Genomic DNA, 19,567 nt, shown 5'->3' with positions numbered 1-19,567 from the left:
GTCGCCGTCTTCACTGCGCCCGGACACCGACGAGAGGCTCCCATGAACCACCGATGGCTCCGCACCGGCGAGGAGCGCACCCCGCGCATCTCCTTCGGCGCCGACTACAACCCGGATCAGTGGCCGCGCGAGGTCTGGGCCGAGGACGTCCGGCTGATGCAGGAGGCCGGGGTCGACGTCGTCTCCGTCGCCATCTTCTCCTGGGCGAAGATCCAGCCCGCCCCCGACCAGTGGGACTTCGCCTGGCTCGACGAGGTCCTCGACCTGCTGCACGCCGGAGGCATCGGAGTCGATCTGGCGACGGCGACCGCCTCCCCGCCGCCCTGGCTCACGCTGGCCCACCCGGAGATCCTCCCCGTCACCGCCGACGGCAGGATCCTCTCGCCCGGGGGCCGGCAGCACTGGCGTCCCACCTCGGCGGTCTTCCGAGCGCACGCCCTCGGGCTCGTCGAGCGCATCGCCGAGCGCTACCGGGACCACCCCGCGATCGTCGCCTGGCATGTCAGCAACGAGCTCGGCTGCCACAACGCCTGGGACCACTCCGAGGACGCCACGCGGGCGTTCCGCACCTGGCTCGAGCGCCGCTACACCGGCATCGACGGCCTCAACGCGGCGTGGGGGACAGCGTTCTGGTCGCAGCGCTACAGCTCGTTCGAGGAGGTGCTCACTCCGCGTCTGGTGGCGGCCCTGCCGAACCCGACCCAGCGCCTGGACTTCCTCCGTTTCTCCTCCGACGCCCTGAAGGAGTACCTCGTCGCCGAGCGCGAGGTGCTGCGGCGGATCACCCCCGACATCCCGGTCACGACCAACTTCATGATCATGGAGGGCAAGAACCACGCCGCCTACGACGACTGGGCGCGGGAGGTCGACTTCGTCTCCAACGACCACTACCGCTTCGCCGGGGAGCAGTCCTTCGACGAGCTGGCCTTCTCAGCGGCGCTGACCTCAGGCGTCGCGCAGGGATCGCCCTGGTTCCTGATGGAGCACTCGACCAGCGCGGTGAACTGGCAGCCGGTCAACCAGCCCAAGCAGCCGGGGGAGATGGCGCGCGACGCCCTCACCCACGTCGCCTACGGCGCCGACGCCGTCTGCTACTTCCAGTGGCGGCAGTCCGTCGCCGGAGCGGAGAAGTTCCACTCCGCGATGCTGCCCCACGCCGGCGAGGACAGCCAGCTGTTCCGCGACGTCGTCCAGCTGGGGGAGCGGCTGCGCCGGCTGGACGATGTGGCGGGGAGCCGGCGCGAGGCGGCCCCGGTCGCCGTCCTGTTCGACTGGGACTCCTGGTGGGCGAGCGAGCTGGAATCGCACCCCAGCACGCTGCTGCGCTACCGACGCGAGGCGCTGGACTGGTGGCGCGCGCTCGCCGACGCGGGCGTCCGCGCGGACGTGATCACCCCGGGCACCGACCTGACCCCGTACGACGTCGTCGTCGCTCCGATGCTCTACCTCGTCTCCGGGCGGACAGGTCGCGAGCTGACCGGCTACGTCGAGGGCGGCGGGAACCTGATCACCACGTACTTCTCGGGGATCGCCGACGAGAACGACCACGTCGTCGCCAGCGGCTACCCGGGTGCTCTGCGCGACCTCCTCGGCATCCGAGTGGAGGAGTTCCACCCGCTCCTCGAGGAGGAGCACGTCCTGCTGGAGGGTGACCTGCGCGGATCCCTGTGGACCGAGGGGATCCAGCTCCGCAGTCCTGAGACGCGGGTGGTCCGCCGCTACGCGACAGGACCGCACGCGGGCGAGCCGGCGGTGACGCGGCGCGCGGCCGGAGCGGGCAGCGCCTCCTACGTCTCGACCCGTCTCCGAGGGGGTGACCTCCTCGATGTCGTCGCCGAACTTCTCGAGGCCGCCGGAGTGGCCTCCGAGCTCCCGTCGGAGATGGTCGGCGCCGTCTTCCACTCGCGGCGGACGATCGACGGCAGCGGGTTCGATTTCTACATCAACCGCACCGACCGCCGAGTCGCGCTTCCCTCTGATGAGCCGGACCTTTTCGAGCAGCGGGCTGTTCCTCCGAGGGGAGTCGCAGTGGTTCGTCGGATCGGCAGCCCACTCCGCTGACAGCGAGCCGGGCGGCGCTGCTGCTCGAAGCGCTGATCCGCTCGATCGTGCAGCGCGCGGGGGCCGTGCCGCATCGCGACCGGTCGCCGGGAGTCGGCGCGGCTTGATCGGAGGCGGGCTCACCGGTCCGGTCGTGCCGACACCCCCCCCGACGCGAGGAAGGGCCGCCCCGAGGGACGGCCCTTCCTGCGACTCCGCCGGCCCGCGCTCCTCCAGAGAAGCCGGGCCGACGAGTGCTCAGTGCTGGCGGATCCTGTCGATCAGCTTCCCGCCGATGTCCTTGACCTTGTCGGTGATGGGGGTGCTCGACTTCGGGCGCTCGGTGACGGTGAACGGCAGGGTGATCGCCTTGCCGGTCTGGTCGCCGGTCACCGTGACGCTGTAGTCGCCGGGCGTGGCGGGCGCCTTCGCCGTGACGGTGAGGCCGCCGCCGGCGAGGTCGCGGGTCGCGGTGCGGTCCGTGAAGAGGGGCGCGGAGCCGATCAGCTGCGTGTCTCCGTTGAAGCCCTTCGCGGTGAGAGTGACGTCGGCTCCGGGGGCGAACGACGAGCCGGAGAGCTCGGCGGTGGCTCCGAAGCTCATCGAGCGGATGTCGCGGTCCACTCCGAGCGCGTTCGTGATGGTGAAGAACGTGTCGGTCTGGTCGGTGAGCCCGGCGACGTTCGCCGCGCCCGGCCCGTAGGCGGCGATGCGCAGCTGCGTTCCGGTGTGCTGCTGCGATCCGCCCTCGGCGGCCGTGCCGTACGACACCTTCATGGTGCTGCCGTCGGCGGTCTTCAGCGCGGTGCTGAGCGAGGTCGGCGGGGTCGAGTCGACGATCTGGCTGGAGTGGGCGTGGTCGGCGGTGACGATGACGAGGGTGTTCCCGTCCGCCTCGGCGAACGCGAGCGCGGCCTGGACGGCCTCGTCGAGGTCGACGGTCTCGCCGATCTGGCCGCACGCGTTCGCGGCGTGGTCCTGCTTGTCGATGCTCGCGCCCTCGACCTGGAGGAAGAAGCCCTGGTCGCCGGTGTCGAGGAGGTCGATCGCCTTCTCGGTCATGGAGCGGAGCGTCGGCTGCTCGGCCGGACGGTCGGGGTTCGCGACGCAGGTCTGCGGGGCGGCGTCCGCTCCGCCGACCGTCGCCGGGGTGGGCGCGTAGCGGACGGGCAGGTTGCCGGAGTTGAACAGTCCGAGCACGGGCGCGTCCTGGTCGGCGACGGTCAGCGCGTCGAGCTGCGCGGCGGTGGCGGGAGTCGTGGCGTCCCCGAGCACCTGGAAGCCGCGCTCCGCGGCCTGCTGGAACAGCGGCTCGCCGCTCCAGTCGCCGGCGCGGGCGACCTGCGCGAAGCTGGCCGACCCTCCGCCGAGGGTCAGGTCGGCGCGGGTGTCGAGGATCTGCTCGCTGATCGAGCCGAGTCCGCCGTTCTCCAGCGCGTCGTCGCCGCAGCTCGCGCTGTCGGGTCCGTAGCAGCTGCGGGCGTCGACGTGGGCGGCCTGCACGGCCGGGGTGGCGTCCTGGATCTCGGCGGTGGTGACGTTGCCGGTCTTCAGGCCGTTCGCCTTCGCGATCTCGAGGAGGGTGTCCTTGCGCTGCTGGTCGATGTCGACCGAGATGGCGTTGTCGTAGGTCTTGGTGCCGGTGGCCCAGGCGCTGCCGGTGGCGGCGGAGTCGGGCACGTAGTCCGGGGCGCCCTTGACGGCGCCCGTCGCCGGGTCGTCCGCGCGGTAGAGCGAGTAGGTCGTGTACTGGCCGGTGATCGGCAGGGCGTCGATCCCGGGGAAGCGGCCGGCCGCTCCGTACTGGTAGTTGCGGGCGACGGTGATCTCCGAATCGCCCATGCCGTCCCCGATGAGGAGGATGACGTTCTTCGCGTCCTGCTCCTTCACCGCTGCGCGCAGCGAGTCGGAGAGGTCGGCGTCGACCGGGGAGATGCGGGCGGCTCCGCCGGTGGCGGAGAGGTCGGCGGCACCGACGGCAGTGGCGGCGCCGGGTGCGGCCAGGGCGGCGGCGCAGACCAGAGCAGCGGCCGAGAGGGCCAGAGCGGAGCGTCCGCGGTTCGCGGAGCGGAACAGTCGTGTCACGTCGTGGACTCCTTGAGAGGTGAGACCCCGGAAAGGGGCACGCTCATCTCACTCCTCATCGCCGCATCGGTGGGTGAACGGTGATGCATAGCTGAGTGAACTTTCCGACGAGGGCTCTCGGCCCCGGCGGCCCGCCGGAGCGTCCTGCCGACCGGCGTCCTGCCGACCGGCGCTCACCGGGAGCGTCGGTCGGCAGGGGCGCGGTCGCCGGGAGCCTTTCGGGTCAGCGCTGGACGAGCGGGACGGCGATGTCCGTGACGTTCGCGCCGATGGCGCCGAGCGGAGTCGCCGTGCCGTTCAGCAGTCCGATCTCGTAGAGCGACCCGTTGACGGCGGCGAGGCCGACCGAGCCGATGGAGCTGCCGTTGCGGAGGACGGAGTAGATGTCGAAGCCGGTCGCACCCACTGCGTCGAGGCCGAGCTTCCCGGTCGGCGCCAGGGTGCCGGCGTTGGCCGGGGACTGGATGGCGATCTGGTCGAGGGCCGTGTCGAGGACGAACAGGGTGGTCGCGCTGTTCGCGTCGAGGTCGTTGTTCGTGTACGCGGCCCCGGCGACACCGGTGGCCACGGCGGGCGCGGCGTAGCTGAGCGTGCCGTCGGCGACCGTCGCGGCGCCCGCGGTGGCGAACGGCTGACGGAGGTTCTGGCCCGTGTCGCTGACTACGCGGAGCGCGTTCGCGGCGGGGTTGAAGTCGACGCCGAAGGAGGTGCCGCTCAGCGCCACGGTGAGACGGGTCACCTGGGTGGCCACGCCGGTGGACGGGTTGATGGAGTAGACGCCGGCGCTCGCCGCGTTGTCGCCGACGCCGTAGAGGGCGCCGTCCTGGACCCGGTAGTCGATGCCGATGAGCGCGGTGTCGCCGCCGGTGAGGCCGGTGACGGCGACGCGGTTCGTGACCTTGCCGGGCTTGGTCGGGTTGAACTGCACGAGCTTCGTGCCGCCGTCGGAGAGTCCGACGACCCGCAGCTTCGCCGCTACGGAGCGGACCGCGTTGATCAGGTTCCTGTCCGACGCGCTGCTGGAGTCGCTGGTCGCCGCGGCGGGAGCGACGCTGCTCGCACCGGCGAGCACGGGTGCCACCGCCATCACGCCCGCGACGGCGACAGCTGCGATACCGACTCTGATGTTCCTGGTCATCGTGCACTCCTCGAGACTTGCGGTCGCCGGAGATCGGCGGCTCGGAGGGGGATACCGTCCGGAGCGCGCGAGCGTTCATCCGATCCGGAGATCCGTGCCCCGTCACTCCAGAGAGCCGTCGGCGAACCGGCGGAGCGCGGCCGCGTAGCGGTCCGGGTCCCGGTGGTCGCTGTCGGTCAGGAGCAGCACCGAGCCGGAGACGGCGCGCGTGTACTCGCCGCGGCAGGGGAGGGTGACCACCGTCCTCAGTCCGGCCTCCCAGGCGGGGACGAGGGAGCCGAGGCAGCGCCGCTCCGGGGCGGCGTCCAGCGGGACGTCCCGCGCGTCCATCCGGGCGGACCGCAGCTCGTCGTGCCAGGCGCGGAAGGGGGGCTCCGAGGGAGTCGTCGCCGAAGCGCTCGCGCCAGCCGGGGCCGCGAGCGAGGTCGAGGAGGCGTGCGCGCTCGAGCGATCCGTCGGCGGTGCTGGAGAGCTGCCGGAGGAGCGGGCCGGTCTCGACCGCCAGATGCTCGACGCAGTCCTGCCACAGCTGAGGCCAGGCGCGCTGCTCGTCGGCGCCGGGCTCCGCCGACCCGACCCGCTCCGGGGACCGCTCGAGCGGCGGCGGCCCGTCGCCCGCCGGAGTGAAGCCCCACGCTTCGCGGATCCAGAGGAGCTCGAGCAGCGCCGCGGGGTTGTCCTCGACCGTGATGACCATCTCCGACGGCCAGGGGTCGCCGGGAAGAGGACGGGATGCGCGCATGAGAGGAGCTCCTTCCGAGGGGATGAGGTCGGATCGTGCCGGAGAAGGCTCCAGGGAGGCTGGACTCGCGTCGGCCGACGCGCCACTCCTCCGGGCGCCCAGCGGCGTCTCCGGTGATCGTCCCCGCGAGCGGTCGAGGACGGCGCCGAGCGCCTCCCGAATGTCGGTGCCCCCGACCTACACTCGGACGCGTTCGAACACCCGTTCGATGAGACGAGGAGGGGGCCGACCATGGGCGTGACCGTCGTGGAGCGCATCGCGACCCCGGCCTCGGACGCCGTCGCCGTCATGTTCCTCGTCACCAGCGAGGCGGTGGCGGCCGGATTCCCGTCGCCGGCGCAGGACTACTTCGACGGGTCCCTCGACCTCAACGACCACCTGATCCGCGACAGGACGTCGACGTTCATCGTCCGCGTCTCGGGCGAGAGCATGGTCGGCGCGGGCATCAGCGACGGCGACGAGCTCGTGGTCGACCGGTCGATCACGCCGACGCACGGGAGCGTGGTCATCGCGATCCTCGACGGCGAGCTGACCGTCAAGCGCCTCGAGCTGCACCCCGGGGGAGTGGTGCTGCGGGCCGAGAACCCGGAGTACCCGCCGATCCACGTCGCCGAGCTGAGCGACCTCCAGGTGTGGGGCGTCGTCACCGTCTGCCTCCACCGGCTGCACCGTGCGCTCTGAGCGGCGCATCGCCCTGGTCGACGTGAACTCGTTCTACGTCTCCTGCGAGCGGCTGTTCGATCCGAGGCTCGCGGGCCGGCCGGTCGTCGTCCTCTCGAACAACGACGGCTGCGTGGTCGCCCGCTCCGACGAGGTGAAGAGGCTCGGGATCGAGAACGGCACGCCTTGGTTCCAGATCGAGCCGCTCATCCGCTCCGGTCGCCTCCCGGAGGTGATCGCCCGATCGAGCAACTACGAGCTGTACGGCGAGCTGTCCGCGCGCGTCATGGAGCTGCTGGGCCGCTACTCCGCCTGGCAGGAGGTGTACTCGATCGACGAGTCCTTCCTCGGCGTCGACGGCGACGTGGCGGAGCGGGCGAAGGTCGGCCGGGCGATGCGGGCGGCCGTCGCGAAGAACGTCGGGCTGCCCGTCTGCGTCGGCTTCGGCCCGAGCAAGACGCTCGCGAAGTTCGTCAACAAGGGCGGAGCGAAGAAGCACCCGCGCCTGGGGGGCGTCTGCGACACCGACTGGTACACGCCCGAGCAGCTCGACGCGCTCATGGCCTCCCAGCACGTCACCGAGCTGTGGGGCGTCGCCGGCCGCACCGGGAAGCGCCTCGCGGAGCTGTCCATCCACACCGTCCGCGACCTCCGCGACGCGGACCCCGCGCTCATCCGCAAGAAGTTCTCGGTCGTCCTGCAGCGCTCCGTCTACGAGCTGCGCGGCGTCGACTGCATCCCCCTCGAGCCCGCCCGCACCGTCCGGGACCAGCTGATCTTCTCCCGGTCGTTCGCCACTCCCGTGACGACGATCGCGGGCATGGAGCAGGTGCTCTCCGTCTACGCGCAGCGCGCCGCCCACCGCCTCCGCGCTCAGGAGTCGGTCACCAGGACGATGAGCGTGTTCGCGTCAACGTCGCCGTTCGCGGACGCGCCCTACGAGTCCGCGGGCGGCCTGGCCGGCTTCCCCGTCCCCACGGACGACCCGGTGGCGATGGTGAGGGCCGCGATCGGCACCCTGCGCCCGCGGCTGCGGGAGGGCGCGCGCTACGTGCGGGCCGGCGTCATCCTCACGAACCTGTCGCCGCGGCACTCCCACGCGCTGCTCGAGATCTTCGACACCGCCTTCGACACGAAGGGCCTCGGCGCCACCATCGACGCCGTGACGAAGCGCCACGGCCGGTCCGCGGTCGGCCTCGGGCTGGCGGGCATCCGCACCGGGCCGGTGTGGACGATGAAGCGCGACGCCCTCTCGCTCCGGGCGACGACGCACTGGGGCGAGCTGGCGACGGCGCACGCGCGGTGACCCCGCCTGCGGGGAGATCGGGTCATCCGACGCGTAGGCGCCCGGGGCTGTCTCGGGCAGGCTCGTCGCCATCGACGAGTGTCGGTGCGGGGACGGCGGGAGGACCCATGGCCGAGAGCTGGCAGGACGCGTCGGTGCGGGGCGTCGCGATGATCGAGAACGAGCTGGTCGTGCGCGACTTCCTCGAGGTGTGGAGCGCTCGCGACAGCCGCCAGCTCGTCCCGTTCCTGCATCCGGAGGTCGTCTACAGCGCGTCGAGCTCGCAGGAGATCGCGGGGCGGGCGCGGGTCCTCGAGATGTGCGACGAGGTCCATCGGGCGTTCACCGAGATCCGGATCGCCCTCGTCACGATCGCCGTGGCCGGCAGCGTCGTCCTCACCGAGCACGCCCTGCACCTCCGCTCGGACACGGGGAAGGGCCACTGGCGCCGCTGCTTCGGGAGCTACGAGCTCCGCGGAGAGCAGATCGTCACCTGGCGGCAGCTCCATGGCTGAGGGCCTCGCGTGACGGCGGTGACCGGGCCCGCGCGACTGCGGCTCGCCCTGGTGCTGCTGGCCATCGCCTCGGGCGCGACAGACGCGTTCGCGTTCCTCCTGCTCGGCGGCATCTTCACCGCGAACATGACGGGCAACCTGGTGCTGCTGGGGCTGTACCCCCGCTCCGCCTGGCTGACGACCGCGGCCGGAGCGGTCACGGCGATCGTCTTCTTCGCCGGAGCGGTCTACGCCGGGTTCCGCACGACCCGGGCGCGCACGCCGTCGACCGGCGACGGGAGACGTCCGCTCCGCGCGATCGCGCTCGTGGGGGTCGTCCTGCAGCTCGCCGTCGCGGTCGCCTGGCCGACGGTGCAGGGCGGCGCGTCGCTGCTCGTGGACTGCGCGTTCATCGCGACCAGCGCGGCTGCGCTGGGGCTGCAGACCGTGCTCGCGAAGCGGATCTCCGGCGCCGCCGGCCTGACGACGACGTTCGTCACGGGCACGCTCACGAGCCTGATGCAGGAGCTCGCCGAGCGCTCGTCCGGGTCGAGGACCCTCCAGGCGCTCATCGTCGCGAGCCTCGCGGGCGGGGCGGTCGTCGGAGCGGCGACCGTGACGCTCGCCCCGGCCTGGGCTCCGACGCCGGCCCTCGTGCTCTCGGCGCTCGCCGTCGTGCTGCTCTTCGCGCACCGCGCGCGAGCCGTGCCCGCGGGAGCGGAGCCCTGGGCCCCGCGTCCCGCGTGACCGGGATCAGGCGTCGAGCGCCCACTTCGGCCGGACCCAGTGGCAGGTGTAGCCGCCGGGGTGCTTGCGCAGGTAGTCCTGGTGCTCCTCCTCGGCGTCCCAGAACTCTCCCGCGGGCTCGACCTCGGTGACGACCGGTCCGGGCCAGCGGCCCGACGCGTCGATCTCGGTGATCGTCTGACGCGCGACCCTCTCCTGCTCAGGCGAGAGGAAGAGGATCACGGACCGGTAGGCCGTGCCGATGTCGTTGCCCTGACGGTTCTTCGTCGTCGGGTCGTGCACCTGGAAGAAGAACTCGAGCAGGTCGCGGTAGGAGAGCTGCTCGGGATCGAACTCGATCTCGACCGCCTCCGCGTGGTCGCCGTGGTGGCGGTAGGTCGCGTTCGGCGTGCTGCCGCCGGCGTACCCGGCGCGGGTGCTGAAGACGCCCGGCATGTCGCGGATGAGCTCCTGGAGCCCCCAGAAGCATCCGCCCGCGAGGATCGCGCGCTCCTCGGCCATCAGACGCCTGCCTTCGTGTCGTGCGCGGACTCGCGCGGAGAGATCATCATGCGGGCAAGTCCATCACGACCGGGGACGTCGCGGCGAGCGTCGGACGACTCTCGGAGCAGACCGTCGGCGGGGGAGCCGAGCGTGTCCCGGCCGAGCGCTCCGTCACTGCGATCGGTACGCCGCCGGAGATGCACCGGTGGGAACGAGTCATCTGACCGGGTCGCTCCGGGTGCCCCCGTTCCTACGCTCGTCGGTACAACCGAGGAGAGAGCGGAGCGGACCATGGAGCAGCCGAACGTCGAGACGCGCAGTGCACGGCGGGTGATCGAGACCCTGACCGCCAACGGCGTGAAGTACGTCTTCGGGATCCCGGGAGCGAAGATCGACGCGGTCTTCGACGTCCTCGCCGACGAGGGGCCGGAGCTGATCGTCTGCCGGCACGAGCAGAACGCCGCCTTCATGGCCGCCGCGGTGGGACGGCTGACGGGCAGCCCGGGCGTCGTCCTCGTGACCTCCGGCCCCGGCACGACCAACCTCGCCACCGGCCTGCTCACGGCCAACACGGAGCAGGACCCGGTCGTCGCGCTCGCCGGGGCCGTGCAGCTCTCCGACCGTCTCAAGCGCACGCACCAGTCGATGGACGCGGCCGCCTTCCTCACCACCGTGACGAAGTACACGGTCGAGTCGACGGATCCGGACGACGTCTCGGAGGCGGTCAGCAACGCCTTCCGCGCCGCCGTCACCGAGCCCCGAGGCGCCGCGGCGGTCGTCCTGTCGGCCAGCGTGATGGCCGCGCCGACCTCGCAGGTCATCACCCGGGCGGCCACGGGGCCGACGAGCGGTCCGGCGCGCGCCGAGGACCTCACCCACGCCGCCGACCTGATCAACACCGCGGAGCGGCCCGTCCTCCTCGTGGGACTCCGCGCGTCGGAGCCGGCGACCGTGGCGGCACTGCGGGTCCTGATCAGCGAGACGGAGCTGCCGGTGATCGAGACGTTCCAGGCGGCCGGCCTCGTCTCTCGCGAGCTCGAGGACCACTACCTCGGCCGCGTCGGCCTGTTCAAGAACCAGCCCGCCGACCTCGCCCTCGCCGAGTCCGACCTCGTCGTCGCGATCGGCTACGACGCCGTCGAGTACGACCCGGTGATCTGGAACAGCGACGTCGACCGCCGGATCGTCCACATCGACTCCGTCGACGCCCCGCTGGACAACCACTACCTGCCGGCGCTGGAGCTGAAGGGCGATCTCGCGCAGACGGTCGCGGCCCTCACGCCCCTCGTCTCCGGCCTGCAGCTCGACGAGGACGCGGCCGACCGGGTCGCCCGGCACCGGAGCGAGCTGGAGCGGATCGACGACGCGGCGCGGACGGCCGAGGCGGCTCTCGGGACCGTCGATCCCGCCCGCCTCGTGCTCCTGATGCGCGACCTGCTCTCGGACGACGCCACCGTGGCCTGCGACATCGGCTCGAACTACATCTTCATGGCCCGGCACTTCCGCGTGTACGAGCCCAAGCACCTGCTCTTCTCGAACGGGCAGCAGACCCTCGGCGTCTCCTTCCCGTGGGGCATGGCGGCGAGCCTCCTGCGCCCCGGGACCCCGGTGGTCTCCGTCTCGGGTGACGGAGGGTTTTTGTTCTCCGCGACGGAGATCGAGACGGCGACGCGGCTCGGCCTCTCGTTCACGCACGTGATCATGCGGGACGACACCTACGACATGGTCGGCTTCCAGCAGCTGCTGAAGTACGGCCGCAAGTCCGGGGTCCAGCTCGGCGACTACGACATCGAGAAGTTCGCCGCGGCGTTCGGCGCCACGGGCAGGCGGGTGAGCGGCCTCGCCGAGTTCGAGGAGGCCTTCCGCGCCTCCCTCGCCGAGCCGGGCGTCTCGATCATCGACGTCGCGGTGGACTACAGCCGCAACGTCGACATCGCCGCCCACCTGGTCGAGGACGCCTTCGAATGAGCACGCACACGGTCGACTCGACCGACGACTACGCGATCTACCAGAGCTCGACCATGGCCGCCCTGCTGGCCGGGGTCTACGACGGGGACCTGACGATCGGCGAGCTGCTCACCCACGGCGACCTCGGGCTGGGCACCTTCAACCACCTGGACGGCGAGATGGTGATCGTCGACGGCGTCTGCTACCACCTGCGCAGCGACGGCTCCGTCCAGGTCGCGGACGGCGACGACCGGACGCCCTTCGCCGCCGTGCTGCCCTTCCACGCGACCACGACGTTCACGGTGGAGGAGCCGACCGGTCTCGCCGGCCTCACCCGGCTGATCGACGACGCGGTCGACGGCGGGAACATCCCCGTCGCCCTGCGGATCGACGGCCGGTTCACCGAGGTCCGAACCCGGACCGTGGGCGCGCAGACCGAGCCGTACCCGCCCCTGATCGAGGCGACCGCCCACCAGAGCGTCACCGGCATCGCCGACACCCGCGGCACGATCGCGGGCTTCCGCACTCCGCAGTTCGAGCAGGCCGTGTCGGTCCCCGGGTACCACCTGCACTACGTCGACGACGCCCGCGAGAAGGGCGGGCACGTCCTCGACGTGACCGTGGCCGAGGTGACGGTCTCGCTCACGACCGTCGCCGGACTGCACCTCGCGCTCCCGGAGACGGACCAGTTCCGCCGGGCGGACCTGGCGATGAAGGACATCGCGGCGCAGGAGACGCGAGCGGAGGGGTGAGGCGGGCGGGACCTCCGGGGAGACGGGCCGGCCGCGACACGTCTCCCCGAAGGCCCGTCAGGGCGCGAGCTCCTCGCGGACGATCGCCGCTCCCGCGCTCAGCGCGCTGAGCTTCCCCCAGGCGAGGTCGCGGGGCAGCGGCGCCATGCCGCAGTTCGTGCTCGGGAGGAGCAGGTCCGCGTCGACGAACCGGAGGGCGCGTCGCAGGGTGTCGGCGACCTCCTCGGGCGTCTCGACGGTCCCGCTCGCCACGTCGATCGCTCCGAGCATGACCTTCTTGCCGCGGACGAGCTCGATCAGCTCCATCGGCACGTGGGAGTGGTGGCTCTCCAGCGAGACGATGTCGAGCGAGGACTGCTGGAGGAGCGGCAACGACTCCTCGTACTGCCGCCACTCCGACCCGAGGGTCGCCTTCCAGTCGGTGTTCGCCTTGATCCCGTAGCCGTAGCAGATGTGCACCGCGGTCTCGATGCGGAGTCCCTCCGCCGCCCTCTCCAGCGCGGCCACGCCCCAGTCGTGCACCTCGTCGAAGAAGACGGTGAAGGCGGGCTCGTCGAACTGGACGATGTCGACTCCGGCGTCCTGGAGGGCTCGCGCCTCCTCGTTGAGGATGGTCGCGAACTCCCACGCCAGCTTCTCGCGGCTCCCGTAGTGCCGGTCGGAGAGGGTGTCGATCATCGTCATCGGGCCGGGCAGCGCCCACTTGATCGGCTGATCGGTCTGCTCGCGCAGGAACCGGGCGTCGTCGGCGAACACGGGCCTCTCGAGCCCCACGGCGCCGACGACGGTCGGCACGCTCGCGTCGTACCGGTCGCGGATGCGCACCGTCTCGCGCCGCTCGAAGTCGACACCCGTGAGGTGCTCGATGAACGTCGTGACGAAGTGCTGCCGGGTCTGCTCCCCGTCACTGACGATGTCCACGCCCCGGTGGTGCTGCTCGTGGACGGCGGCGCGCAGGGCGTCCTGCTTGCCCTCGGCCAGGGCGTCGCCGGTCAGGCGCCACGGGGACCACAGGGTCTCCGGCTGCGCGAGCCACGACGGCTTCGGCAGGCTGCCGGCGATCGAGGTGGGCAGGAGCGGGAGGGACGTCGAGGATCCGCGGGCGCTCATCGGACCGCTCCCGCGTACCCGGCGGCCCACTGCCGCAGCCGCTCCCCGTGCGGCTTCATGAGGTGCTCCTCCGCGAACCGCCCCTGCTCGACCGCGAGCCGACCGCGCTCCTCGCGGTCGTAGGAGACCGCGGGCCGCACGTAGTCCTGCTGCTCCAGGTCCGGCCGGTAGACGTCGGCGGCGGCTGAGCGCGCGCCGTAGATCTCGGGCCGGTAGATCCTCTGGAACGTCTCCATCGTGCTGATGGTGGCGATGAGCTGGAGGTCCGAGTAGTCCTCCAGCAGGTCGCCGCCGCAGTAGAACGCGAGCGGCGCCGTGCTGCCGGGCGGCATGAAGAAGCGGACCCCGAGGCCCATCTCCGCGAAGTACCGGTCGGTCAGCGAGAGCTCGTCCTGCCGGTACTCGACGCCGAGGATCGGATGGAGGGTCCCGGTGCGCCGGTACGTCCTGCTCGTCGAGACGCTGATGCAGATGACGGGCGGCGTCGACGAGAGCTCCGCGTACTGCGCGGAGTCCCGGAAGTGCTGGAAGAGCGCGCCGTGCAGGACGCCGAAGTCGTCGGGGACGGTGAAGCCGGCCTGCGCGGCGTTGACCGCCGGCAGCCGCACGCTGAAGTCGTGGTCGCGGAGGTAGGAGGAGAAATTGTTCCCCAGTGTCCCCGGCTGACATCGGCCGGTGCGGCGGTCGAGGATCCGGGTGCGCAGGACCTCCAGCAGGGGGAACTCCCGGTCCTCGCCGTCCGTGGTGAGCCGCAGCCCGACGGAGACGATGTCGAGCCCGACCGTGTAGCGGCCGCGGCTCGGATCGTCGCCCGGCACGAGATCGTTCAACCGGTCGTCGATCATCCGCAGCGCGGTCCGGAGGTTCTCCCGGCGGCGCTCGCCGCGGGCCAGATTCGCGAAGTTGGTGGTGATCCGGGAGCTCTGGGCCGGCGAGTAGTCCTCGTCGAAGGGGGTGAGGGTGATGCTGAAGGCGGGTTCGTTCGTCATGATCGGCCGATCGGTAGGAGGGACTGGGGCGGGGGCACGATCAGTGCGGGTGGTCCTCGGTCAGCTTGAAGCCGAGTCGGCCGTGCGCGAAGGCGGCTCCGGCTCCGATGGCGGCCGCGACCCAGGCTGATTCGGCGAGCTCGGTCTCGGTCGCACCGGCGCGCACGGCGTTCTGGCCGTGGCCGTCGATGCAGTAGACGCACTGCTTGCTGATGCCCACGGCGTAGGCGATGAGCTCGCGGTACTTGAGCGGGATCTCGCGACCCTGCGGAGCGAAGACGGCGGTGTCGAAGGCGGTGAACGCCGCAAGGACGTCGGGGGTCTCCTTCTTGTAGGCGGCGGTGTAGCGGCGGTCGGCTGCGCGGTCGTAGTAGGCGTCGGTCATGGTCTTCCTTCGGAGGTCGGAGAGGGGGCGGAGGGGATGAGGTCACGGCCGGGCGGGGATCTCCAGGCCGAGGTTCTCCCGCAGGGTCGTGCCCTCGTACTCGGTGCGCAGCGAACCGCGCTCCTGCAGCAGCGGCACGACGCGGTCGACGAACTCGTCCAGACCACCCGGGTGCAGGTGCGATCCGAGGACGACCCCGTCGCCGCCTCCGCTCTGCACGAACTCGTCGAGACGGTCGGCGACCTGCTCAGCCGTGCCCACGTACTCCGTGCGGTCGAAGACGGTCTCGGCGAGACCGCGGAGGGTGAGGTCGCGCTCCTGAGCGAGCGCACGCCAGGCGCGCACGGTCCCCGCGCGATCACCGTGGATCAGTGCGCGGCCCTCGATCAGCGGCGGCGCCTCGAGGTCGGGCTCGAGATCGGGTACCGGCCCGTCGACGTCGAAGCCCGACAGGTCCCGGTTCCAGACCTGCTCGAAGAGCACCTGGATCGTGCGCGGTGTGAGTTGCTGATCGCGGATCCACCGCGCTCTCTCCTCCGCCTCCGCAGCGGTGCCGCCGAGGACGACGGCGGCTGACGGGAGGATCCGCACGGAGCCGGCCGGGCGACCCGCCGCCGCGACCCGGGCCGCGATGTCGCGCGCGAACTCGTGCGCCTCAGGTCCCCGGTGGTAGGGGGAGAAGATCACGTCGGCGCTCGACGCCGCGAAGTCGCGACCCTGCGGAGAGACGCCCGCCTGCACGATCACCGGGCGGCCCTGCGGGCTGCGCGGCACGGTGAAACGGCCGGAGACGTCGAACTGGCTGCTCGAGACGGCGAACGACCCCGTCGACGAGTCGGCGAGGAACTCGCCGGAGGGGGCATCGGCTCGCACGGCGTCGGAGGTCCAGGTGTCCCAGAGCGTCGTCACCGCGCGGACGGCCTCCTCGGCACGGGCGTAGCGGTCGGCGCGGTCGAGGAAGCCGCCGCGGCGGAAGTTCGCGCCCGTGAAGGCGTCGAAGGACGTGACCACGTTCCACCCCGCTCGTCCGCCTGAGAGGTGGTCGAGGGTCGCGATCTGACGGGCGAGCTCGAAGGGCTCGTTGAACGTCGCGTTGAGCGTGCCGACCAGGCCGATGTGCTCCGTGACCGCGGCCAGCGCGGCGAGGAGCGGCAGAGTGTCCGGTCGTCCGGCGATGTCATGGTCGAACGGGCGCCCCGCGCGCTCCCGCAGGGCCAGACCCTCGGCGAGGAAGAAGTAGTCGAACCGCCCGCGCTCCGCGGTCTCTGCGACGCGGCGGAACGTCGAGAAGTCGACCTGGCTGCCGGCGTCGGGGTGCTCCCACAGGGTGTGCTCGTTCACCCCGCCCACGTAGGCGGCGAGGACGATCTGCTTCGGTCGCCGCGTCATGACTGCTCCTCGGAGGCGTAGCGGTTCGGGATCGACGTGGGCAGGCCCAGGGCTGAGCGGAGGGTGCGGCCCTCCTCCGTCCCGACGAGCAGACCGCGTCGGCGCAGCTCGGGCACGAGGTCGTCGGCGATCAGCGGCAGATCGGTGGCGAGAACCGCGGGTCGGAGGCGGACGCCGTCGTAGCCGAGCCGTGAGAGCTCGGCGATGCGGTCGGCGACGGACGCGGCCGACCCGGCGGCGACGGCGGCGTCGCCGGTGAGCGGTCGGCCGAGAGCGTCGAGGCGCGAGAGTCTGGCCGCGGCGGACTCCGCCGGGGTGTCGAGGACGACGACGAGGTCGGCGAGGACCCGCAGGCGCTCGCCCGTGCGCCCCGCCCCGCGCTCCGCCTCGGCGATCTCCTGGAGGATCCTCTCGGCGTCCGCTGCGTTCTGAGGCGTCGCGAACACGACGTCGGCCGAGCGCGCGGCGAAACGGTACGGGATGTCGGCGTGTGCGAGCGCGGCGACGACGGGCTGCCCCTGCGGCGGCCGGGGAGTGATCGCGGGGCCGCGCACCGAGAACCAGCGTCCTGCGAAGTCGACGCGGTGCACCTTGTCGGCGTCGAGGAAGCGATCGGTGGCGACGTCGCGGATCTCGGCGTCGTCCTCCCAGCTGTCCCAGAGTCTCCGTGCGACCTCGACGGCGTCGGCCGCCTCCTCGAAGAGCTCGTCGACGACGGCGCGGATCGCGGGGTCCTCGAGAAGGGGCGTGCCCGGCTCCGGCGGCACGATCGCCGCGATTCGTCGTCCGACGTGCGAGGCTTCGTCGACGCGTGACGACACCCTGACCTGCCAACCGCCCCGCCCCCGGCTCAGGTGGTCGAGCGTCGCGACGGCCTTCGACACGTGGAAGGGCTCCGTGTGCGTCACGGTGACCGTGGGCACGAGCCCGATGCGGCTCGTGAGGGGGGCGACGTAGGAGGCGATCAGCAGCGCGTCGAGCCGGCCGCGGACCTCGTCGGTGCGGTCGTCGGCCAGGAAGGGGTCCGCCGATTGCAGGGCGAAGGAGTCCTCGATCGTCACGAAGTCGATCCCGCCGCGCTCCGCCCGCTGCACGATGTCCGCCCAGTACGCGCCGGTGAAGAGCGCGTCGGGACGGGCGCCAGGCTCGCGCCAGGACGCGGGGTGCCAGCCGGCGCCCTCAAGGGCGACGGCGAGGCTGAGGGGTGGGGCGGCGGTCATCGTGCTCCTCGGATCAGGGTGCCGGCTCGGACGAGCTCCTCGTCGTCGAGTGCGCGGAGGCGGCGCAGCAGCGCGCGCGCGACCTTGTCGTTCTCGCGGAACGACACCGCGTTCGTGCCCGGCCGGGAGAAGGCGCCGACGAACGGCGAGTCGGTGTACGGGCCGATCGCGTACCGGCGGCCGACGCGGCCTCCCGCCGTCGAGCGCAGCAGGGTGTCGTCCTGGTGCACGCGCAGCCTCCCGGTCGACAGGAGAGTGTCGCCGACGTCGACGAGGTCCTCGACCGCCGACCCCGACGCGACGAGCGCTCGCATCAGCGCGTCGTCACTCCTCGCAACGGACGTCCGGGGGAGGCGCGCGTCGACGAGAGCGTCAGCGAGGACGACCTGATCGGTCGCCCCGCCGCTCGCGACGAAGCGGCCCTCCTCTTCGGAGGTCTCCACACGGATGCCCGGGCCGAGGAAGTCGACGACGCCCGCGTCCGAGAGTGCGAGCAGCTCCTCGAGACGGTGCGCGGGCGGCCCGCTCGCGAGGAAGCTGAACCAGCCGAGCCACCATCCGTGCAGATCCTCGATCCGCGAGCGGGGCGTCCACCTCGCGGACGCGGTGAGATCGGCGACGAGGAAGTGGCTGCGCAGAAGCGCGAGGAAGAGCGCCATCGTGGCGCTGTGCTCCTGCCCGCTGCGCAGAGCCAGGTCGTCCCGGATGTAGGCGCGCACCGCCTCCTGCAGCGCCGAGCCGTCGGCGAACCGCACATCGGCGAACGGGCGGTCGAGATCGGGGAGGAGCAGCCTGTCGAGGCTGTCCGGCACAGTGTCCGCGACGAGCGCGGTCAGGGTCCGCGCATCTCCGAGGACCCGCTCGGCGTCGGCCCCGAGTGCGGGGAGAGCGTACCCCTGTCCCGCTTCGGGTCGCGGGCCGCGGGAGCCGGCGAGGACCGAGGCGCGCGGGTCGAGCCGCGAGAACACCTCCGAGAAGTGCGTCCAGTCGGTGCTCACCCGGTCGGGGTGCCCGGTGAAGAGCTCACGGTAGTAGCCCCAGAGCATCTCCTGGGCGATCAGGGGCCAGACGTCCTCGCTGAAGTCGAGCGGGCGGTGTCGCGAGCGCAGCTCCTCGACGACGGACGCCGAGAACCAGCGGGGCTCGGGCGCGGCTCCCTGGAGCGTCGAGCCGATCTTCGAGTGGTAGGGGACCCCGCGGCGGCTGCCGATCAGGATGCGCGGCTCACGTCCCGACGGGTGGTAGCGCAGTCCGCCGGCGTCGTCCCGTTCGAAGCGGCCGCCCCGGCCCTCGGTGAGCAGCACCAGGAGGTCGACCGCGACGAGGCCGAGGCCGCGCACGATCACGTCGTGTCCGGCGCGGAGGGATCCGAGGTCGGCGTCGGCCGTGAACGACGGCGGCAGGTAGGCGAGGCCGTGGCGCTCGGCGAACCCGGCCAGCCGGGTCTCGTCGACCGTCGGCAGAGCGCCGCTGTGCCCGAGCGAGAACAGGACCAGGTCCGCCTCGATCACGTCGCCGGAGTCGAGGACGACCCGCTGCGCACCGTCGTCGCGGCCGAGCACCTCGACGACGCGCGCCGCGTGCTCGCGGACCTCGACGTCAGGGCGGAGAGCGGCGAGCGCCTCCCGGTGGAACCAGCGCAGATAGAGGCTCTGCAGCCGGCGGGTGGGGAAGCTGTCGGCGCGGAGCCCGTCGAGCTCGCGGCGCACGGCTTCGTCGCCCTCTGCGAGCGCGATCCGGCCGGCCCGCACCGCCTCCGCCCACTCGATCAGCGAGGGTCCGGGGCGCACCGGCCCCTCGATCGTCGCGCTCGCGTCGGTGAACATCGTCACGTCGGCTGCGAGCGAGTTGAGCTTCAGCAGCGGCGACTGCTCGTAGCGCCAGATCCGGCCGGGGCCGACGGGGTACGGGTCGACGACGTGGACGACGAGCGCGGCCGGCCCGAGGGCGTCCTCGGCGGCGTTCGCGGCGAGGCGCTCGAGGACCCCGACCGCGCGGGGACCTCCCCCGACGATCACGAGGGAGCGGGTCCCGTCCGATGGCGCTGACATGCGTCCACGATGACCCTTCCCCCGTGAGGACGCCGCTCTGTGACGACTCG

The 19,567-nt window shown here is 72.0% G+C and carries 17 protein-coding genes; 7 read left to right on the top strand and 10 right to left on the bottom strand.

Annotated features, from left to right (window positions below):
- Positions 1 to 42 precede the first annotated feature (42 nt).
- Complete coding sequence (locus C5B93_RS03910; protein WP_104291823.1) at positions 43 to 2,061, top strand: beta-galactosidase; 2,019 nt, start codon at positions 43 to 45, stop codon at positions 2,059 to 2,061.
- 237 nt (positions 2,062 to 2,298) lie between these two features.
- On the opposite strand, the gene phoA is transcribed toward C5B93_RS03910, so the two are convergent.
- The 3 genes from phoA to C5B93_RS03895 all read right to left on the bottom strand — a co-directional run bounded on the left by phoA (position 2,299) and on the right by C5B93_RS03895 (position 5,593).
- Positions 2,299 to 4,125, bottom strand: a complete 1,827-nt coding sequence (gene phoA / locus C5B93_RS03905) for an alkaline phosphatase (RefSeq protein WP_308471244.1) — start codon at positions 4,123 to 4,125, stop codon at positions 2,299 to 2,301.
- Between the two features lie 223 nt (positions 4,126 to 4,348).
- Positions 4,349 to 5,263, bottom strand: a complete 915-nt coding sequence (locus C5B93_RS03900; RefSeq protein ID WP_208543349.1) for a DUF4394 domain-containing protein — start codon at positions 5,261 to 5,263, stop codon at positions 4,349 to 4,351.
- A gap of 102 nt (positions 5,264 to 5,365) precedes the next feature.
- Positions 5,366 to 5,593 (bottom strand): hypothetical protein, encoded by a 228-nt coding sequence (locus tag C5B93_RS03895; RefSeq protein ID WP_104291822.1) that lies wholly within the window; start codon positions 5,591 to 5,593, stop codon positions 5,366 to 5,368.
- Positions 5,594 to 6,293: 700 nt separating this feature from the next.
- Here C5B93_RS03895 and C5B93_RS03890 point away from each other — a divergent pair.
- The 4 genes from C5B93_RS03890 to C5B93_RS03875 all read left to right on the top strand — a co-directional run bounded on the left by C5B93_RS03890 (position 6,294) and on the right by C5B93_RS03875 (position 9,191).
- Positions 6,294 to 6,686, top strand: coding sequence for a LexA family transcriptional regulator (locus C5B93_RS03890; protein ID WP_244230689.1), 393 nt, complete (start codon positions 6,294 to 6,296; stop codon positions 6,684 to 6,686).
- The gene (locus C5B93_RS03885; RefSeq protein ID WP_104291820.1) at positions 6,676 to 7,971 is read left to right on the top strand and encodes a Y-family DNA polymerase; all 1,296 of its coding nucleotides are present in this window, start codon (positions 6,676 to 6,678) and stop codon (positions 7,969 to 7,971) included. The genes C5B93_RS03890 and C5B93_RS03885 overlap by 11 nt, the downstream gene beginning before the upstream one ends.
- Positions 7,972 to 8,078: 107 nt before the next feature.
- Positions 8,079 to 8,465, top strand: a complete 387-nt coding sequence (locus C5B93_RS03880) for a nuclear transport factor 2 family protein (protein WP_104291819.1) — start codon at positions 8,079 to 8,081, stop codon at positions 8,463 to 8,465.
- Between the two features lie 9 nt (positions 8,466 to 8,474).
- Positions 8,475 to 9,191, top strand: coding sequence for a YoaK family protein (locus tag C5B93_RS03875; RefSeq protein ID WP_104291818.1), 717 nt, complete (start codon positions 8,475 to 8,477; stop codon positions 9,189 to 9,191).
- 6 nt (positions 9,192 to 9,197) lie between these two features.
- On the opposite strand, the gene msrA is transcribed toward C5B93_RS03875, so the two are convergent.
- Positions 9,198 to 9,692: a peptide-methionine (S)-S-oxide reductase MsrA gene (msrA, locus tag C5B93_RS03870; RefSeq protein ID WP_104226547.1), complete on the bottom strand. Its 495-nt coding sequence runs from the start codon at positions 9,690 to 9,692 to the stop codon at positions 9,198 to 9,200.
- A gap of 273 nt (positions 9,693 to 9,965) precedes the next feature.
- Here msrA and alsS point away from each other — a divergent pair, with 273 nt between their 5' ends.
- Together alsS and budA are read left to right on the top strand one after the other, a co-directional pair.
- On the top strand, positions 9,966 to 11,642 hold the full coding sequence (gene alsS / locus C5B93_RS03865; protein ID WP_104291817.1) for an acetolactate synthase AlsS: 1,677 nt from the start codon (positions 9,966 to 9,968) through the stop codon (positions 11,640 to 11,642).
- A complete protein-coding gene (gene budA / locus C5B93_RS03860; protein WP_104291816.1) occupies positions 11,639 to 12,373 on the top strand; it encodes an acetolactate decarboxylase in 735 nt (244 codons plus the stop codon). Before alsS ends, budA begins: the two co-directional genes overlap by 4 nt.
- Positions 12,374 to 12,430: 57 nt before the next feature.
- On the opposite strand, the gene C5B93_RS03855 is transcribed toward budA, so the two are convergent.
- From C5B93_RS03855 to C5B93_RS03830, 6 genes are read right to left on the bottom strand one after another with little or no spacing between them, the layout of a single operon-like run.
- Positions 12,431 to 13,483 (bottom strand): methionine synthase, encoded by a 1,053-nt coding sequence (locus tag C5B93_RS03855; RefSeq protein WP_104291815.1) that lies wholly within the window; start codon positions 13,481 to 13,483, stop codon positions 12,431 to 12,433.
- On the bottom strand, positions 13,480 to 14,472 hold the full coding sequence (locus tag C5B93_RS03850; RefSeq protein WP_104291814.1) for a putative oxygenase MesX: 993 nt from the start codon (positions 14,470 to 14,472) through the stop codon (positions 13,480 to 13,482). The genes C5B93_RS03855 and C5B93_RS03850 overlap by 4 nt, the downstream gene beginning before the upstream one ends.
- Before the next feature lie 40 nt (positions 14,473 to 14,512).
- A complete protein-coding gene (locus C5B93_RS03845) occupies positions 14,513 to 14,857 on the bottom strand; it encodes a carboxymuconolactone decarboxylase family protein (RefSeq protein ID WP_104223293.1) in 345 nt (114 codons plus the stop codon).
- A gap of 42 nt (positions 14,858 to 14,899) precedes the next feature.
- On the bottom strand, positions 14,900 to 16,246 hold the full coding sequence (locus C5B93_RS03840; RefSeq protein ID WP_104223292.1) for an NtaA/DmoA family FMN-dependent monooxygenase: 1,347 nt from the start codon (positions 16,244 to 16,246) through the stop codon (positions 14,900 to 14,902).
- Positions 16,243 to 17,466, bottom strand: coding sequence for an LLM class flavin-dependent oxidoreductase (locus C5B93_RS03835; RefSeq protein WP_104226542.1), 1,224 nt, complete (start codon positions 17,464 to 17,466; stop codon positions 16,243 to 16,245). Before C5B93_RS03835 ends, C5B93_RS03840 begins: the two co-directional genes overlap by 4 nt.
- Positions 17,463 to 19,517: an FAD/NAD(P)-binding domain-containing protein gene (locus C5B93_RS03830; protein ID WP_104291813.1), complete on the bottom strand. Its 2,055-nt coding sequence runs from the start codon at positions 19,515 to 19,517 to the stop codon at positions 17,463 to 17,465. The genes C5B93_RS03835 and C5B93_RS03830 overlap by 4 nt, the downstream gene beginning before the upstream one ends.
- Positions 19,518 to 19,567 lie beyond the last annotated feature (50 nt).

The organism is Rathayibacter sp. AY1A2, assembly GCF_002930935.1.
Classification (GTDB): domain Bacteria; phylum Actinomycetota; class Actinomycetes; order Actinomycetales; family Microbacteriaceae; genus Rathayibacter.
This window is presented reverse-complemented; position numbering and strand designations above follow the sequence as displayed.

Coding starts and splice junctions, on each gene's coding strand:
- C5B93_RS03880 (WP_104291819.1), top strand. CDS start 8,079: ATGGCCGAGAGCTGGCAGGACGCGTCGGTGCGGGGCGTCGCGATGATC.
- C5B93_RS03910 (WP_104291823.1), top strand. CDS start 43: ATGAACCACCGATGGCTCCGCACCGGCGAGGAGCGCACCCCGCGCATC.
- C5B93_RS03855 (WP_104291815.1), bottom strand. CDS start 13,483: ATGAGCGCCCGCGGATCCTCGACGTCCCTCCCGCTCCTGCCCACCTCG.
- C5B93_RS03840 (WP_104223292.1), bottom strand. CDS start 16,246: ATGACGCGGCGACCGAAGCAGATCGTCCTCGCCGCCTACGTGGGCGGG.
- C5B93_RS03895 (WP_104291822.1), bottom strand. CDS start 5,593: ATGGACGCGCGGGACGTCCCGCTGGACGCCGCCCCGGAGCGGCGCTGC.
- alsS (WP_104291817.1), top strand. CDS start 9,966: ATGGAGCAGCCGAACGTCGAGACGCGCAGTGCACGGCGGGTGATCGAG.
- C5B93_RS03900 (WP_208543349.1), bottom strand. CDS start 5,263: ATGACCAGGAACATCAGAGTCGGTATCGCAGCTGTCGCCGTCGCGGGC.
- budA (WP_104291816.1), top strand. CDS start 11,639: ATGAGCACGCACACGGTCGACTCGACCGACGACTACGCGATCTACCAG.
- msrA (WP_104226547.1), bottom strand. CDS start 9,692: ATGGCCGAGGAGCGCGCGATCCTCGCGGGCGGATGCTTCTGGGGGCTC.
- C5B93_RS03835 (WP_104226542.1), bottom strand. CDS start 17,466: ATGACCGCCGCCCCACCCCTCAGCCTCGCCGTCGCCCTTGAGGGCGCC.
- C5B93_RS03850 (WP_104291814.1), bottom strand. CDS start 14,472: ATGACGAACGAACCCGCCTTCAGCATCACCCTCACCCCCTTCGACGAG.
- C5B93_RS03845 (WP_104223293.1), bottom strand. CDS start 14,857: ATGACCGACGCCTACTACGACCGCGCAGCCGACCGCCGCTACACCGCC.
- C5B93_RS03830 (WP_104291813.1), bottom strand. CDS start 19,517: ATGTCAGCGCCATCGGACGGGACCCGCTCCCTCGTGATCGTCGGGGGA.
- C5B93_RS03890 (WP_244230689.1), top strand. CDS start 6,294: ATGTTCCTCGTCACCAGCGAGGCGGTGGCGGCCGGATTCCCGTCGCCG.